At 66.9% G+C, this 16,322-nt stretch carries 13 protein-coding genes and 1 pseudogene; 7 read left to right on the forward strand and 7 right to left on the reverse strand.

Translation table 11 applies throughout. From position 1 onward, the window contains the following. Positions 1-21: 21 nt before the first annotated feature. Complete coding sequence (locus NC4_RS14715; protein WP_067537747.1) at positions 22-1,722, reverse strand: hypothetical protein; 1,701 nt, start codon at positions 1,720-1,722, stop codon at positions 22-24. Then, positions 1,719-3,365, reverse strand: a complete 1,647-nt coding sequence (locus tag NC4_RS14720) for a hypothetical protein (protein WP_067537750.1) — start codon at positions 3,363-3,365, stop codon at positions 1,719-1,721. The genes NC4_RS14715 and NC4_RS14720 overlap by 4 nt, the downstream gene beginning before the upstream one ends. Positions 3,366-3,729: 364 nt before the next feature. Here NC4_RS14720 and NC4_RS14725 point away from each other — a divergent pair, with 364 nt between their 5' ends. From NC4_RS14725 to NC4_RS14735, 3 genes are all read left to right on the forward strand, one after another. After that, the gene (locus NC4_RS14725) at positions 3,730-5,070 is read left to right on the forward strand and encodes an alpha/beta hydrolase (protein ID WP_084529090.1); all 1,341 of its coding nucleotides are present in this window, start codon (positions 3,730-3,732) and stop codon (positions 5,068-5,070) included. A 336-nt stretch (positions 5,071-5,406) separates the two neighbouring features. After that, positions 5,407-6,363 (forward strand): Vgb family protein, encoded by a 957-nt coding sequence (locus NC4_RS14730; protein WP_067537756.1) that lies wholly within the window; start codon positions 5,407-5,409, stop codon positions 6,361-6,363. A gap of 238 nt (positions 6,364-6,601) precedes the next feature. Further along, positions 6,602-7,111, forward strand: coding sequence for a hypothetical protein (locus NC4_RS14735; RefSeq protein ID WP_218021116.1), 510 nt, complete (start codon positions 6,602-6,604; stop codon positions 7,109-7,111). A gap of 189 nt (positions 7,112-7,300) precedes the next feature. Here NC4_RS14735 and NC4_RS14740 read toward each other — a convergent pair whose 3' ends face one another. Together NC4_RS14740 and NC4_RS14745 are read right to left on the reverse strand one after the other, a co-directional pair. Beyond that, positions 7,301-8,659, reverse strand: a complete 1,359-nt coding sequence (locus NC4_RS14740) for an ATP-grasp domain-containing protein (protein WP_067537763.1) — start codon at positions 8,657-8,659, stop codon at positions 7,301-7,303. A 158-nt stretch (positions 8,660-8,817) separates the two neighbouring features. Beyond that, positions 8,818-9,561, reverse strand: coding sequence for an AAA family ATPase (locus NC4_RS14745; protein WP_157554716.1), 744 nt, complete (start codon positions 9,559-9,561; stop codon positions 8,818-8,820). A 555-nt stretch (positions 9,562-10,116) separates the two neighbouring features. On the opposite strand from NC4_RS14745, the gene NC4_RS14750 reads away from it, so the two are divergent. Together NC4_RS14750 and NC4_RS14755 are read left to right on the forward strand one after the other, a co-directional pair. Continuing rightward, positions 10,117-11,055 carry a hypothetical protein gene (locus tag NC4_RS14750; protein ID WP_157554718.1) on the forward strand — a complete coding sequence of 313 codons (939 nt, stop codon included), beginning with the start codon at positions 10,117-10,119 and terminating at the stop codon, positions 11,053-11,055. Positions 11,056-11,180: 125 nt separating this feature from the next. Then, positions 11,181-12,041 (forward strand): phosphatase PAP2 family protein, encoded by an 861-nt coding sequence (locus tag NC4_RS14755; protein ID WP_084529093.1) that lies wholly within the window; start codon positions 11,181-11,183, stop codon positions 12,039-12,041. A 30-nt stretch (positions 12,042-12,071) separates the two neighbouring features. Here NC4_RS14755 and NC4_RS14760 read toward each other — a convergent pair whose 3' ends face one another. Continuing rightward, positions 12,072-12,461 carry a hypothetical protein gene (locus NC4_RS14760; protein WP_067537772.1) on the reverse strand — a complete coding sequence of 130 codons (390 nt, stop codon included), beginning with the start codon at positions 12,459-12,461 and terminating at the stop codon, positions 12,072-12,074. A 193-nt stretch (positions 12,462-12,654) separates the two neighbouring features. Between NC4_RS14760 and NC4_RS44620 the strand changes: the two are divergent. Together NC4_RS44620 and NC4_RS44625 are read left to right on the forward strand one after the other, a co-directional pair. Next, positions 12,655-13,701 (forward strand): annotated as a pseudogene (locus NC4_RS44620) (SulP family inorganic anion transporter); the annotation flags it as partial. A gap of 87 nt (positions 13,702-13,788) precedes the next feature. Then, positions 13,789-14,109, forward strand: coding sequence for an STAS domain-containing protein (locus NC4_RS44625; protein ID WP_369690751.1), 321 nt, complete (start codon positions 13,789-13,791; stop codon positions 14,107-14,109). Positions 14,110-14,126: 17 nt separating this feature from the next. On the opposite strand, the gene nhaA is transcribed toward NC4_RS44625, so the two are convergent. Next, positions 14,127-15,443, reverse strand: coding sequence for a Na+/H+ antiporter NhaA (gene nhaA / locus NC4_RS14770; protein ID WP_067538100.1), 1,317 nt, complete (start codon positions 15,441-15,443; stop codon positions 14,127-14,129). Positions 15,444-15,659: 216 nt separating this feature from the next. Further along, positions 15,660-16,097 (reverse strand): CBS domain-containing protein, encoded by a 438-nt coding sequence (locus tag NC4_RS14775; protein ID WP_067537775.1) that lies wholly within the window; start codon positions 16,095-16,097, stop codon positions 15,660-15,662. Between the last annotated feature and the right edge of the window lie 225 nt (positions 16,098-16,322).

The following is a 16,322-nucleotide window of genomic DNA, read 5'->3' on the forward strand; positions in this document are numbered from 1 at the left end:
CGGGTGTCGCGGATGCGGCGGTCAACGGGGTGTGCAGTCGTAGCGGGCGGGGCCGGTCTGGTTCTGCTGGAACCAGTCCGGGCGCAGGACGGCCTGGATCAGGGTGGCCCGGTCCGGAATGGTCACGCAGTAGCTGAGACCGGCCGGGCCCTGCGGCGAGTACTCGGTGGCGAAGGCGCGCGAGAGGCCCGGCAGCGGTTCGGCCAGCGCGGCACAGGCCGAGTCGTCCGCGTCGGCGCGGCCGTAGCACTGGAACCAGTTGACCGCGTAGGTGGTCGACAGGTGCGGCGACAGCACATTGCGCGGCACGCCCGGCCAGTTGATCGAATCGCCGTGGCTGCCGCCCTCATAGGTGATGAATTGCAGTGGCGCGGTGCGGGTCTTGTCCTGCCGCAGGATGTCGTAGCGTTCCTTGGTGCCGATGGGCCCGTCGGTGGCGTCCACGAAACCATTGGGCGTGGAGGTGATTCCGTACGCGCCGAGCGCCGGGATGTCGAAATCGGCGGTCTGGTACTGGATCGGAATCGCCGCGGGCGCGTCCGAGAAGCCGGACAGCGCGACGATACTGGCGACCCTGGGCAGCGGTTGACCGTCGATGCCGACGCCCTTGTCCTGCCAGTAGGGGTAGGCGCTGACGCCGACCGAACCGTAGGACTGGCCCCAGAGGTTGATGTGGTCGAGATCCATCAGATCGATCCACGGATTGACGAGATTGTCACCCGCCGGGGCGTAGGCCGGATTCTGCCGCACCAGCCGCGGCATGAGACCGGCCAGCGCATTGCCGATCTCGTTGCCCGGGTCGGCGATCGGGGTGATGGGCGCGGCATTGAGCCAGCGCACGACGTCCTGCACATCCCGGCAGGCGCCCGGCGTCTGGCATCGCGGCACGCCGAGCAAAGGCAGGAACATATCGCCCACATTGCCTGCGCCGGTGGCGTTTCCGGCCTCCTCGAAGGTGATGCCGATGAAGCCCTTGCGCACCGCCGACTGCGTGTACATGGCGACGTCGATCTGCTTCTCGGTCGCGCCCGGCGCCATGACGGTGACCGGATAGCGCGCACCGGAGCTCTGCGCCCCTTCGGGCAGCCAGATTTTCGCGATGAGCGGGATCCAGCGATTGTTGACAATGGTGAACTTGGTGACGGTGCCGAGCTTGAATCCGGTCGCGGTGCTCCCCGGAACGCAAGCGCCGTCGGTGTTTTCGTAGAAGACGCTGCCGTCGGTGTTGATACAGGGGTAGCGGAATAGCGCTTCCCGCACGCCCGGATCGGCATAGTCGTCGTCGAGTACCGCGTCGGTCACGTCGTTGAAGAAGTTGCCGTCGTGATTCCAGTCGGGCAGGTAGTCCGGATGCGGCGGCAGCCCGGCGCCGAAGGGAAGATTGTGCGCGAGCGCGTCGAAGATCTGCTGTGCCGCGGTCAGCTGCCGCTGCTGGGCGTCGGGTCCGGTCCAGGTCAGCGGATCCGTCAGCCCCGCGAACGGTCGCGCGAGATTGGCGGCGTTGACCGCGATTCCAGCGCGCAGCAGGTACTCGGCCATGCCCGGCGCGGTGAGGTCCCGGATGGTCCCGGTCAGCAGCTGGCCGATCTGGGTGAACGGATAGACCGGGTCCGGGGGCTGCGGGGACGGCTGGGCATGCGCGGGCGCTGCCGCCACGGTGGTGCAGGCGATCGCGAGGGCGGCCAGACCGTGGCGGGTCGTACGGAAGAATCGGCGAATCACAGGATCTCCAGAGTGCGCTGGACGAAATCGGCGGTGTGCCACATGACCGGATCGGGTGTGCCGTCGTTCTGCACGGCGGCGGCATTGATCATGTCCTGGTGGCTGTAGTCGGCGACCAGAACGGCATCCGGCTCCACGAAACCGGGGATCCAGCGGAACTTGCCCCACAACTGGGCACTGACCAGCTGAATACCCGGGACCCGGCCGCGGAAGTCCTCGAACCGCAGGAACCGGAAGTCCCCGCTGCGGTTTCCGCTCAGCATGAACAGCTCGTCGGTGTACTGGCGGGTTGAGACGTAGGGCTCCAGGAAGCCGAGGCGGGCCGCGCCCACCGCGGCGGCGATCTGGCGGGCATCGCAATGCTGGTGCGCCGGTGTGGAGAACGGGCCGCCGTTCGCGGCCCGCTGCGGGAAGTCGTACGGTTCGCCGACCCGGTCGTAGTTGCGCCAGGTATAGAGCCGTCCGGGTTCGGCCATGGCCATGCGCGGCACCCACGTGGCGAAGCTGGTGCCCCAGCCCAGCAGGGGGATGGCGTTGAATTCGGTGCCGAAGGGCACCTTGCGTTCCACCACCGGCCCGCCGTCGTAGGTGCCGAAGGCGGTGGCGAAGAAGCTGCCCACGCCGTGACTGCTGTAGGTCGCACCCAGCACGGCCGCGTTGGTCATGCGGAAATCGCGGAAATTCGGTTGATTGGAGATCATTTCGGGGATTCCGCCGCCGAAGATGACACGCCCCAACGTCTCCCACAACCACAACTGCGGAAGTTCGTGCGGCAGTAGCGATTCCGCCTCGGGCTCGAAGCGAGCGGCAATGCCGATGACGTTCAGCATCGTCGCGATGTCGGGGAAGGGATTCGGCAGCACCTCGGGCGGAATGTCGGTGGTGAACGCGTCGAGCACATTGGGCAGCGCCACGGTGCGCGGCAGGACGCCCAACCGCAGCCCCTGATTCACCACCTCCACCGGCATGGCGCCGAGGGGGCTGTCCCAGAACATCCGGATCGCCTGGGAGAACACCGGAATGTGGCCCGGGGCGATCCGCGTGTGCATCGGTCCGTCCACGCTGACATATCCCGCGATCTGATTGCTCCCCGCGTCCGTGTCATCGCCGCGATCGCCGAAATCCCAGGAGGCGTAGAGCGCGATCATCTGCCCGCCGTAGGAATGCCCGCCGATGAACAGCTTCCGCCGACGCAGCGACGGATCCGGCAGTTCACGGGTGTGGATGAAGTGCCAGTCCTCGATCAACTGGCGCAGGCCGTAATCGGCGAGCAGATTGGCGCGCTCGCCCCGCACGGTGAACCCGTCGAAGCGCCGACCGCCCGCTTCCCCGCCCCGGTAGTAGTAGTCCAGCGCGATCCGGTAGTCACCCGCCTCGACCGCGGCGGCCAGGCCGGTGGCGTCCTTGACCCGGTTGTCACGCCGGTCCATCACCCAGAATTCCGCCCGGATCCCGTGTCTGCGCAACTCGCGCACGGTGTTCCGGGCGAGCGGATCCAGGGAGGCGGGCCCCTCCGACGCACCCGCCTGGGTGGAGATGACCGCATCGGCCGCGGCCGGATCGTCCGGGCCGTCCTCGGATCGGACCCGCAGGTATCCGACGTAGTCCAGATCGGGTGGATGCGGCAGCGATCCGGGCGGCATCGGCGCGTATCACATCACCTCGCTGACGATCACCCCGTCGCCGTGCTCCAGAATCGTCTCGGTCCGCCCGGAATCGGGCGGATCGGCTGCGGCTCGACCGCTTCCGAGCAATGCCCCCGCAACAGCGCCAGCAGCGACCAGAACAGTGCGCCGGTCGATGCGCCGGGGTGTGGATTTTGCGTCGGATACATCCCCCTGCAACGAATTTGACACTGCTGTAGCGTACGGTGCGCCGCGATCGTGAACGATTGATCCGAGCCGCCAACCAATTGGCGGCCGCGGCCATCGACAGCTCCTCTCTCCTGCGACAGTCTCCTGATCAGCCAAGACAGCGCACCAGGCGCATACCGGGGTAGGGGAATCGATGCGGAACACGGTCGTAGCGTTGATCATCGGGGTGCTGGCGCTGTCCGCCTGCACCGCCCTGCCGCCCCGCGCCGCTACCGACCCGGCCGAGCGGACACACACCGGCGTCGCCGATGGACTGCCCTACACAGTTCTGTTGCCAATCGATTACTGGAAGTCGGACCGGCGTTATCCGGTGCTGTATCTGATCCAGGCCGGAAACGGGATCACCGGCCGCGCCGCCGACCCGCACTCCGAATGGCTGGAGCGCACCGACCTGGCCGCGTTCACCGAGAATCAGGACGTGATCGTGGTGTTGCCCACCCAGGCGGCGCTGTCGTTCTACCTCGATGCCCGCGACGGATCCTGCCGCGGGGAATCACAGTTCATGGCCGGGCTTATTCCCCGGATCGACGCGTCCTATCGCACCCTGGCCGACGGCCGCAAACGCGCCGTCGCGGGCGTCGCGCCTGGCGGGTTGTCCGCCATGTTCCTGGCCGCCCGCCATCCCGGCATGTTCACCGCCGCGGCCAGTTTCAGCGGCGAACCGGATGTGCTGCTGGGCGCGGACCGCGCGGGCGGGGTGATCTACACCGCCATCGAGCGCGCCGCCGTCCTGTCCTGTCGCGGCGACCTGCGCGGACCAGGGCTGTTCGGCCCGCTGCCGGTCGACGAGATCTGGTGGCGCAACTCGAATCCGCCGGATCTGGCGGGCAATCTGCGCGGACTGGCGCTCTACGCGAAGACCGGCAACGGAGTGCCGTGCGACCAAGAGGACCTCGCGAATCTGTCGGTACCCCAAGAAGGTCCGTTCACCCAGCCGTTTCAGCTGACCGAACCGGTGGTGGCGCAGGGCACCCTGGGACTGCTGCGGGCACTGGATCAGGCCGGAATCCCCTATCGCGGCGACGTCGACGGCTGCGGCATGCACACCTGGCGGTACTGGCAGCGGCAACTGCACGAATTCTGGCCGCAACTGCTCGCCGCCTTCGGCACGCCGGAACCGGAGACCTTCGACTATCGCCGGGCCGACGCCGAATTCTCGGTCCGGGGCTGGACATTCACCGCCGATCCGGATCGCGCGGCGGAGTTTCTCGACATTCGCTCGGCCTCCCGAACCGGCCTTACGCTCACCGGCTCCGGACTCCAGTCCGTCACCACACCCGGCAACTACCGTCCCGGCGTACCGCTGCGTGTCGATGACGGCGCGTCGGTCCGCGAGGTGGTGGCCGATGCGCAGGGCCGACTGACCTTCACCGTCGACCTCGGCCCCGCGCACCGGCTACAGCAGTTCGTCTGGGGCAGCGATCCCCAGAACGCGCCGAACTACTTCGTCACCAAGACGATCCGAATCGGCTGACCCATGACCGGAACTCGGCGTGCGCGCTGCCCGCTCAGGCAGAGCGCCATCCGTTGGGCGCCGAGCCCGTGGCAAGGATAAGGCCGGGCAGGCTCGACAGCTGGGCGATCTGGTACTGGAACCAGCCGATGAGATCCGTCATCTCGAACTCCTCCTGGTACGCGATTCGACAGGGCTGCAATCTAAGCCGCTGCCCCGGGCCGCCGATTGACCTTCGTGGACATCATCCTGGCGGGCGAATCCCTCGACAGCTCACTGGTTTTCGGGGTTCGATCGCCGGAAGAGGGCTGCCGTCCGTGCGCGCGGAGGCCGACCGTCCCGATTTCAGGAGTGGCAATGGCGCTCGGACTTCTCCGGCGATCCGCGGCGATCGTCACGCTGACCCTCGTGCTCGGCGGCACCGCGACGGCCGCCCCTCCTCAGGCAGCGGATCCCGCGGCCGCGGTGACTCAGATTCAGGTCGGGTTCGCCTCCTTCGCGGAACGCTTCACCGCCGGGCCCGACGGCGGTCTCTGGTTCACCCTGCCGCCCGCCGATATCGGTCGCCTCGACACGACAACCCTTCAGCTGGAGCGCATTCCGGCGGGCGGCCTGCTGCCCGGGACCACCGGCATCACCACCGGCCCAGACGGAGCCGTCTGGTTCAGCACCCTGCTCGGCGGCTACCTCGGTCGCATCGATCCGTCCACCCGCGAGATCACCCGCTATCCACTGCCCCACCCGCTCGCAGGCGGCCACGAACTGGTGGTCGGCGCCGACGGCGCGCTCTGGTATCCGGAATTCGTCACCAACCGCGTCGGCAGGTTCGAACCGGCCACCGGCGAATCCACCGAATACGCACTGCCCCACACCTTTCCGTCCCAGAACCCGATCATGGCCGCGGGCCCCGACGGCGCGCTCTGGGTGACCGCACCCGCACCGCCGTCACGCATTGTCAAGATCACCACCGACGGCCGCGTCACCGAAATGAACGTGCCCGTACAGAGCATCCCATTCGGCCTGGCCACCGGACCCGACGGCAGAATGTGGGCCACCCTCGGCGCGGGCCAGTACGGCCGCGGCCAGCTCATCGCCATCGACCCCGCCACCATGACCATCGCGCGACGCTTCGAAGTAGGCCTGGCCAGCGGCGCCCTCCCGTTCTCCGTCGGCTCCTTCCCCGCCTACATCAACACCGGCCCCGACGGAAACCTGTGGATCACCTCCCACCTGTTCGGCTGGATCGCCCGCATCACCCCACCCGACGGCGCGATCCCAGGCCGCACCTGCGCCACGGTGCGGTCCCCGAGATGACCGCGGAACCGGCCTGACCGGAGGTGGAGATCGCCGAGCCGCCGCCGTCTTGCGTGATTCCGACAGCCCACTCGAATAGGTCAATTCGGTGCGGCGGCGAAGACACGGTCGATGAAATCGTTCATGGCGGTGTTCATCAGTTCACTGGTGATTCCGGAATCACACACCTCGTCGACCACCGGGTGAGCGAGAAGCATCCCTTGCTCGCGGGTGGATTGTTAGCGTGCAAGGCGTGGACATGCGTTGCCCTCGCTGCGGGATGCAGGATCAGGCGGTAAGCGTCCCGGCGGTCGTGGAGCAGGGGACCACCCGGGGCTACCTCAGCAGGCCGGGCCGCTACGGCGCGACCAGTCAGTTCCAGGTCGAGCAGACGGACCTGGCGAGAGCCCTGGATTTCACCGAGGGTCGGCCGAAGGCGAAGACCGGCATCGGTATCGCCCTGCTGGTACTCGCCGGGCTCACGCACTACGCCTACTTCCAGAGCCAGATCGCGGCGGGGCTGTCCCCCACCACGCTGGCCACTGCCCTCGCGGTACCGCTGATCATCACCTGGCTGCCGTGGAGCCTCGGCCTGCTGACACTGCGCTCGGGGCGACGTGCGCAGGCGCGATACGACCGGACCGCGGCCTACTGGGCAGCGCTGTACTATTGCGCCCGCGATCATGTCGTGTACTTTCCCGGCGAACCACTTGCCCACGATCCCGGTCAGGCTGCGGCCATCGCGAGAGCACGGGCGGAGCAGCAATAACGAACTCGGCAAGTTCGCGCGGCGGGTCGGAGTGATCCGACCGGCAGAAACTACTCGCCGTGGTGTGATCGCGACCTGTACACACGAGACCCAGCTGGCACACCGGGCCAGCGCGCCGGAATCGGCACGGCGTGATGCCAAGGCCGCCATGTACGGACGTTTATGCCATGAATCCAGGGTCTTGATCGTTCACTGCCGATGTTGCTGTTCGGAGAGTCCGAAAAGTGAACGTGTTGCGGATGCTGTCTGCCGGCCGCGGGTGGTGAAGGCCCGCCCGTCGGGGGTGGTCAGGGGTTGGTGGCTGATCAGGCGGGCGAGCGCGGCTCCGGGCGCGAGGACCGTTGCTGGACGGGGCAGGTGGACCAGCACGATTTCGTCTGTGCCGCATTCCAGTAGACCGTATCCTTCGCCACGCCAGACGAGGCCGGAATCGATGAGGGCGTACCGGCCGCTGCGGGGCACCTCCGTCAGTCGCGCGGCAGGTCCGTCGTACCGCAACGTAACCTGTACCGCCCCTGGCGCTTTGGGCAGGAGCTCACCCGCGGTGTCGTACCCGTGCTGTTCGAGGATGTGCCGGAGCTTGGTGGGCAGGACACCGGCGCCCAGTTCGAGCTCGCCCAGCAACCACGTGGAGCTTTGCATCCGGCAGTTGAGTTCCAGCACGACCACCGTCCCACCGGCTACGACCAGATCGACACCGAAGATGCCCCGGTACCCCAGCGCCGCCAAGGCGTCACCGATCCGCTGCACCGCTCGGCGGGCCTGCTGCTGCGTGGCGGCCGGAAGCTCATGGAGGGCACCGAAGTCGCAGCCGGAATAGGTCCCGAAGGGGGCGCCGCCCTCGGCCAGGTCGGTCAGTTGGACAGATCCGGGAGCTACGCTGATGCCGCTTCCCGTGGCAAGACCGTGGTAGTTGATCGGCACACCGGGGATGAATTGGCTGGCCAGCCACGGCCCACCCGAGGGGATGCCGTCCAAGCCCTGCTCGTCGCGCACGAGGAAGGTGCCGTGCCCGCCGGTGCCCCGCGGCTGCTGGACCACATAGGGACACCCGAAACGACGATGCAGCAACCGGTGATCGAGCCTGGCTGTCACGGTGTCGGCCGGAGTCTGTACACCGATGGACCGCAGCCACGGCCGCATACGGGTCTTGTCGACGAGCAACTCCGGAAGCGTCCCCGTCGGTGGCGGATGAACATCCACGCCGGATCCGGCGAGGGCGGCCCGCCACTCCGGCCACCACTGCCCGTAGGAAGCCAACGCCAATCGGCGGCCGCGCCACCGGGAAAGGAGTTCACCGGCGTGGGGCAACAGGTGCCTCAGACCGCTTCGACCTCCGGCCTCGTCGCGTGTCCGGGTGAGGTCCTCGGCCGAGACGCACTCGATCCCGAATCGGTCGGCCCACCCCGAATCCGCTCGCTGACCGCTGATCAGCACCGACAGACAACCTGTCCGTAGCAGCGGCAGAAGAAGGAACGGCCGGGGTGTGAAGCCCAGCCAACCTACACTGCCGAAGGCGTCGAGCGCATCACCCAGCGATCTGATCACCTCAGCGATGTTCGCACCTCCTGAACGTTTGTCGATCCGCGCGGCCATGGTGGGGACCCTGCGGACGCCTTTCATGTAGCCGTCCCCTCGCTGTCGGCGCCGACTCCCCCGGCCTCCACCAATTCGAATCCGGGTGAGCAGCCGCGATCCGAGTCGGGTCAGTCGAGTAGCTCGTCGAGGTATTTCGCGGGGTTGTCGAGGAAGGTGCGGGTGATGCGGTAGTGCTCGGTGTCCTCGTACTCGACGAGTTCGTAACCGTCCGAGCCGATTTGGTAGATCCAGGCGTCTGGGTAGGACATCAGGATCGGTGAATGGGTGGCGATCAGGAATTGGGATCGAGCCTGCACGAGTTCGTGGATGCGGGCGATCATCGCCAGTTGCCGGCTCGGTGACAGCGCGGCTTCGGGCTCGTCGAGTACGTAGAAGCCGTGCCCGCCGAATCGGTGCATCAGCAGTGCGAAGAACGACTCTCCATGTGACTGCTCGTGTAGCGAGACGCCGCCGTAGGAGTCGATCACGCGCGGTGTCGACATGGGTTCGCGGTCCAGTTCCTCGATATTGGTGGCGACGTTGAAGAAGCTCTCCGCGCGCAGAAAGAACCCGTCACGCGGCCGGTGCGTCGACTTCACCAGCCGCAGATACTCGTTGAGTCCCGAGTGCGAGCTGCGGGTCGAGAAGCTGAAGTTCCTGGTCCCACCTTCGGGGTTGAAGCCCCAGGTCGTGGCGATGGCTTCCAACAGCGTCGACTTGCCGCTACCGTTCTCGCCCACGATGAACGTCACCCGTGGATGCAACTCCAATTCGGACAGCCCGCGCACCACCGGCAACGAGAACGGATAGTCATCGAAGGACGGCACGGCGGGGCGGTCGAGAATCGCTCGCCGGACGTAGTGAGCGCTCATCACTGGGCGTTCTGGACATTCATGCTCGGGATTCTCCTGACTCGATGGCTATTGAGTGTCAATTGTTCTGTGGGGCGGGCGCCGGTTCGGGTCCTGTCGCGGCCCATCCGAGGAACAGACCCACCGACGCGCCGAGCAGCGCGCCCGGAGGCGACCAAGATCCGGAACGCGCCGCCGACCACGTCGGCAGCCCGGCGGAGCAGGCAGTGGCCGCGTGCAGTCAAGGACAGATCATGTTGTCCCGTCCTGGCGCATTGCCCCCTTCCGCGCGGCGAATGTCGGACTATGGCGGATGTCGGCGGCCCGACGGGGTGCGCCGGATCGCCGAATTCTCCCCGCTGACCCAGCTCGTCACCTGGTTGCAGGATCTCTGGCTGGGACAACCAAACCCGACAGCTGGGCGTCTCCCCTGGTCCTGGCGGGGATTCTGAGCGCCGCGACGCTTCTCGCGGCACGCCGCTTCCGCTGGGAGTAGCGCTTCCTGAGCGGCCTGCCCGCAATCCAGCCGAGTACGTCGGGCACGTCAGCGACCAGGTGCGTTATTGTCGTCTCAGCATGTCTCTATCTCGTACCAATAGTCGGGCAACTCTTGCGCACACGACAGCGGGTAGCTCGGCGCTCGCCACGTCGCCGCTGGCGCGCGCCCGCCGGTGCGTGATCGCCGTGGCGGCACTGCTCGGGCTGACAGCCTGCGGAACCGACAATCGCCTGCCCGCACAGGTCACCACGGTCGCTCATCCAACGCCGAGCGTGGCCGCGGAATACACATTCCCGGTGGAGTGGGCCGGGGATTACACCTTCCGCTGGACCGCAGCGGACAACATCGACCTCGAGACACCGGAAGCGGCCGTCGTGCGGGCCTTCGCGGAGAGCACACAGCTCGCCATGTCGGTCGGTGCCAGGCTGGCGTATCCCGGGTACGCCGATGCCATCCCCGACGGTGAGGGCCTGCGCATCCCGGACGGCGGGGCGTATCCGCCCGGAGCCGCCGAAGGAAACTGGAAGCTGCGCTGGGCAGGCACCTTCCTCGCCCGCATCATGCGGATCAAACCGAATCCCGCCGGATTCACCGCCATGTACTGCGTCGACCACACCAATGTCGCCGAGTCCTACGACGTCGGCGCGACATACATCTGGAGACAGGACCAGCCGTACGCACCGCCCAAGGGCGTGCCGATGTGGCTGACCATGCACTCCACCATCGACCGTGCCGACGAATGGGCCCAGCGCGGACTCCTGTCGATGGACCCGGAGCCCTATCGCGCCCCGAACTACAACGTGTTCGAGGGCTGGACGGTCGACGACGTCGACTGGAGCCCGTCGGCGCGTACCGACGATGTCGTCGAACCGGCCGAACAGTGCACGGCATGGACGCAGGCCAACTCGCACGTCAACCCGGCTTACCTGCTCGAGACACCGAGCCGGATGCCCGCCGACCCGCCGCCGGAACCCTCCCCGCCACTCCCCGGGTGGGGTTCGCGAATCACCGGGTGAGTTGAACCGGCGCTGCCACCGCCACATGGGCTCCGGCGACGACGGGCGGACAATGACACGATGGGCGAAACGTCCAGGTCGGCGCTGACCACCCTCGCGGCGGACCCGCGGCGGACCCGCGGCGACTGCTTCGCGGGCTGATCCGGTTCGGCTACCTGGCCGCACTGATCATTACTGCCCTTACCCTGGGTATCCCGACCGATCGTGTCTACCAGGCGGCGTGGATTCTCCTCGGCATCGTCGCCTGGAAGTTCGATCGGCCGCTGCGGGAACAGGCACGCATCGCCACCGATTGGCTGCCGTTGCTGGCCGCACTGGTGATCTACGACCAGACGCGCGGCATTGCCGACACCCTCGGCATGCCGGTCCGAGTATCCGAACTCGTGGCCGTCGAACGCTGGCTGTGCGGCGGTACGATCCCCACCGTATGGCTCCAACAGCGGCTGCCAGCCGACAGCGCGTGGTGGACGCCGCTCACCGGTGCCGTCTACACCACCCACTTCATCGCACCGTGGCTGCTGGCCGCCGTGTTCTACGTCCGCTCACGCGTGCTGTGGAGCGGCTTCATGCGGCGCGTACTTCTGCTGTCCTACCTCGGTCTGGCCACCTTCATCGTGCTGCCGGCCGCCCCGCCCTGGTACGCATCCCGTGAAGGCTTCATCGAACCGGGAGTCGATCGCATCGCCGGCTTCGGTTTCGGATTCGTCCCCATCGATACGAGCACGCGCTGGCTGGAGAGCCAGAGCAATCCCGTAGCCGCGCTGCCCTCCCTGCACGCCGCCTTCGCGCTCCTACTGGTTGTCACCCTCTGGCCGCTGTGGACGCGATGGTGGATACGCTTGGCACTGGCGACTTTTCCGCTCGCCATGGCGTTCACACTGATCTGGGGCGGCGAGCACTACCTCACGGACATCCTGCTCGCTTGGATCTATGCGGGTGTGGTCGCAGGACTGGTGCGCGGCCAGCAACACTCGAACTGCACGTAGCCAGCTGCTACGGATCGCGCAGGCTCCTACTCATGGGTCGAGCAGATACACCGTCAGCGCCAACGTCAGCCAGTCACGGTATTTCGCTGCGGGCCATCCTCTTTCACGACGCAGCACCCGAAACAGCCGGGGTGATGCACGCGCGGACAAAGTGGCCGCCGTCGTCACGACATCGATATCGGTTCGCAGGACACCGCGCTCGACGAGCCTGTTCACGAAGTCTTCCCAGAATGCATGGGTAGACGGATATCCCACTCCCTCAACCGATTTCGCGATCTGATCGGCCGATCCAATGTCCATGCCGACCACGACGAGGTCAGCCGTGTGCTCGAAATACCCAGCCGTATAGTCCGCGATCGCGGCGATGGCGGACTCGGCGGACGCGACAGCGCGGTACGGCCGCTCGAGAGGTTGCCCCACAGGCAGGACTGTACATCCACCGCAACACCACTGCGATCCTGGAGCAATCGACGCGGCAAAGCACAGGTGGTATTGCGCTTGGGTGCTTCTTTACAGCATCTTTACGGGCAGGAGTGCCGGGAAGTCTGGTCGGCAATCCGGCCCGGCGCGGGTCGGGTTCGGGTGCGTCGCGAGGTCAGGGGCTCCGACTGTGGTGCAGCGAATTGCCAGGGAAGCGTTGTCCGGATTGACGGTGGCGATCGTGGCCTTACCGCTGGCCATCTCGTTCGGCATTACCGCCACCGGGTCGCCGGAAGGTGCGCTGGTCGGGCTGTACGGCGCGATCTTCGCCGGGTTCTTCGCCGCGGTTTTCGGCGGGACGCCAGGGCAGGTGACCGGGCCGACCGGTCCGATCACCGTCGTCGCCACGGGGGTGATCGCCGCGCACGGGCTCGAATCGGCCTTCATCGCCTTCGTCTTGGCGGGTGCGCTTCAAATCCTGTTCGGATTGTGCAGGCTCGGGTCCTACATTCGATTCATTCCGCATCCGGTGGTGTCGGGGTTCATGGGCGGGATCGCGCTCATCATCATTCTGGGTGAGCTGGATCAGGTACAGCGGAGTTTTCTGCTCGTGACGGTCACGATCGTCCTCACGGCCGTCATCGGCAGGCTGATCAGATCGATTCCGGCCAGCCTGATCGTGCTGGTGATCGCCACCGCGACACTGCCGCTGATCAGGTCCGCGCTGCAGGACTTCAGTATCGGTGGACTACCGCTCAACCGGGCGATCGACTACATCGGCGAGATTCCCGAAGCCCTTCCGACACTTCATATTCCGGAAATCGGCGGATCACAGCTCACATCGCTGCTGCTGCCCGCGCTCAGTATCGCGCTGCTCGGATCGATCGACTCGCTACTGACCTCGGTGGTCATGGACAACATCACCCACACCCGGCATCGCAGCAATCGCGAACTCGTCGGCCAGGGGCTCGGCAATATCGCCTCCGGTCTCTTCGGCTGACTGGCCGGGGCCGGGGCGACCGTGCGCTCGGTGGTGAATGTCAGAAGCGATGGGCGCACGGCATTCTCAGCCGCGACGCACAGCGTCGTCCTCCTTGTCCTCGTCGCCGGACTGGGTGGCCTCGTGCAGTACATTCCGTTGGCTGTGCTGTCCGGCATTCTGATCATCACGGCCTTCGGCATGTTCGACTGGGAGGCGCTGCGAAAGACGCATATCGTGCCGAAAGGCGATGCGCTCGTGATGTTCTCGACCATGGTGATCACCGTGCTCGTCGATCTGACGGTGGCGGTCGCGGTGGGCGTGGTCGTCGCGCTCGCGGTGCACGCCATGCGGTCACGCCGACGCACCGCGCGCGTGGTCCTCGATGACGGCGTGCACCACATTCACGGTCCGCTGTCGTTCCTCTCCGCCGATGGCGTCTTCACCTCTCTGCCGGCCGAGCAACCCACCGTCGCGGTATCGCTGCGGCATGTCTCCTACATGGACGTCACCGGCGCGAAAGCGTTGCTGGCCTTCATCGATCGCGCGCACATCGCCGGGATCGAACTCCGGATCGAGGACCTACCGACGCATGTCGAACAGCTCCTCGCCGCGGTCGCCGACCACGAGCAGCACGGCAGACTCACGGCCGCCGTGCAGACGCCGTGACGCGAGCACGGAACGGGTCAGCCGCGCCCCGGACCGTTGGTTTCGGGAGTATCGCGTTGATACACATCGGGTATGCCGTCACCGTCGTCGTCACGGTCCTCGGCCTCGCACAGCTGCCGGTAGATTCCGTTGCGGCGCTTGACCAGTAGCGCGGCCAGGACGGCGGCCACGAGCGATCCGATGAGCACGGCGGCCTTGATCTGCTCGGCTCCGGCGGGGAAGGCCAGATCGCCGATGAGAAGTGCGACGGTGAATCCGATGCCCGCCAGCGCCGCCAGCGCGAACACGTCCTCCCATCGCAGATCCGAATTGAGCTGCGCGCGGGTGAAGCGAACCGCCGCGTAGGTCCCGCCGAAGATTCCGACGGTCTTGCCGACGACCAATCCGAGCACCACACCGAGGGATTCGGGGTGGGTGAACACCTCCCCCACCGCCGAAACAGACATCGTCACCCCGGCAGCGAACAGCGCGAACAGCGGGGCCGCGAGGCCCGCTGAGACAAGTCGCAGCACATGGCCGGTGCGCTCACCCGGCGAGGCGACCTCCCCTGTTTCCTCATCCCGCGTCACGCGCAGGAGCAGGCCCATGCACACGCCCGCGACGGTGGCGTGCACACCTCCCAAGTAGGTCAGCGCCCAGATAGCCAGCCCGAGGGGCACATACCACCACCAACCCCGGCCCCGGTAGCGCTGCAAGAGATAGAACACGACCAGACCGGCGACCGCTCCCCCGAGCGCTACGGGGTTCAGATCGTCGGTGAAGAAGAACGCGATGATGGCGATGGCGCCGAGGTCGTCGACGACGGCCAGGGTGAGCAGGAACGCGCGCAGAGCGGCGGGCAGGTGGGTGTTGAGCACGGCGAGGACCGCCAGCGCGAAGGCGATATCGGTCGCCATCGGTACGGCCCAGCCCGCCGGGCTGCCGCCTCCGATCGCGACGACCAGGAGATACACCGTGGCGGGCAGTGCCATGCCGGACAGCGCCGCCACCACCGGTAGCGCGGCGGTTGCGGGAGTGCGCAGCTCGCCGACGACCAGTTCCCGCTTCAGCTCGATTCCCGCCACGAGGAAGAAGATCGTCAACAGCCCGTCGGCGGTCCAATGCTGCACCGACAGGTCCAGCCCGAGCGCGGCGAGGCCGATGTGGAAGTCGCTGATCCGCTGATACCAGTCGCTCCATGGTGAGTTGGCCCAGACCAGCGCGAGCACGGCCGCGCCGAGCAGCAGCAACCCGCCGACCGTTTCCGTCCGCAGCGCTCGCGCCAATGCCGAACGCTCCGACCAGGACAACAGGCCGAGAAAGATCGGGCGCTGGCGCGGGGTGGCGGCAGCCATGAACAAACCTCCGGGGCGTCGACGTGTGGGCACGTGGCCCTGGCTCGCCGACCAGACTTCCCGGCACACCCCGCGTCGCATTGACGCGTTCTTTACACCCTAACGGCCTTGGTCCGATATGTCGTAATCCGAGATCGTCCCGAGAGCAACCGGCCATTGTGCGCGACGGCCACCGCGCACGGCACCCGAACGCGGTCGCCGAAATGTTGCGGAAAATCAGATCCCCACCGCGACGCCGAGGAGTCGCGAGCACGTGACGACGCCGATCAACGACCCGTCGGCGACCACCGCGACGAGCGGGCTCCGAGTCCGCGCCATCACTTCCGCGACCACCGCCAAGGTGTCGTCACCGTGCACCACCGGCGGGTCCGGCAGCGCGGCGACGACATCACGAATCTTCTTGCCGCGCAGCCGGTCCGCTGCTCGATCCCACATGTGCTCGTCGAGAACTCCGGCCAGCAGCGGCATCTCGCGCACGTACGCGGGGACGAGCGCGCGGACCATCTGCCAGGCCGCGACAACGGTGGGCGAGCCAGGGGAATCGAGGACCACGACCCCGGGCAGCCGACCTTCCGCCAGTAGCCGGGCGACCTCGAGCGCATCGGCATCCGGCGCGACCGTAGGCCACTGTTCCGCAAACTGCCCGGCGCGCATATCCGCAGGATACGGCCGTCGCGACGACCGTGAAACGTTTCGCAGACAACCGCGGCGGCCGCCGATGCTAAACGCGTTCACCCGAATTCGACTTGCCGTCCATGAACCTTTACGGCATTCTTACACCCGTAGGGGAGCCGGGAAGCCTGGTCGGCACGCAGTCCACATCGATGGACCGCGGAGGAAACGATCCATGGAGCTTCTCGTGTTGATACGACATTCCAT

The organism is Nocardia crassostreae (assembly GCF_001613405.1).
Lineage (GTDB): Bacteria > Actinomycetota > Actinomycetes > Mycobacteriales > Mycobacteriaceae > Nocardia > Nocardia crassostreae.

Bases quoted from the DNA above. Each gene is read 5' to 3' on its own strand.
- NC4_RS14720 (WP_067537750.1), bottom strand. From the start codon at position 3,365: ATGCCGCCCGGATCGCTGCCGCATCCACCCGATCTGGACTACGTCGGA.
- NC4_RS14725 (WP_084529090.1), top strand. From the start codon at position 3,730: ATGCGGAACACGGTCGTAGCGTTGATCATCGGGGTGCTGGCGCTGTCC.
- NC4_RS14730 (WP_067537756.1), top strand. From the start codon at position 5,407: ATGGCGCTCGGACTTCTCCGGCGATCCGCGGCGATCGTCACGCTGACC.
- NC4_RS14735 (WP_218021116.1), top strand. From the start codon at position 6,602: ATGCGTTGCCCTCGCTGCGGGATGCAGGATCAGGCGGTAAGCGTCCCG.
- NC4_RS14745 (WP_157554716.1), bottom strand. From the start codon at position 9,561: ATGAGCGCTCACTACGTCCGGCGAGCGATTCTCGACCGCCCCGCCGTG.
- NC4_RS14750 (WP_157554718.1), top strand. From the start codon at position 10,117: ATGTCTCTATCTCGTACCAATAGTCGGGCAACTCTTGCGCACACGACA.
- NC4_RS44625 (WP_369690751.1), top strand. From the start codon at position 13,789: ATGCGGTCACGCCGACGCACCGCGCGCGTGGTCCTCGATGACGGCGTG.
- nhaA (WP_067538100.1), bottom strand. From the start codon at position 15,443: ATGGCTGCCGCCACCCCGCGCCAGCGCCCGATCTTTCTCGGCCTGTTG.
- NC4_RS14775 (WP_067537775.1), bottom strand. From the start codon at position 16,097: ATGCGCGCCGGGCAGTTTGCGGAACAGTGGCCTACGGTCGCGCCGGAT.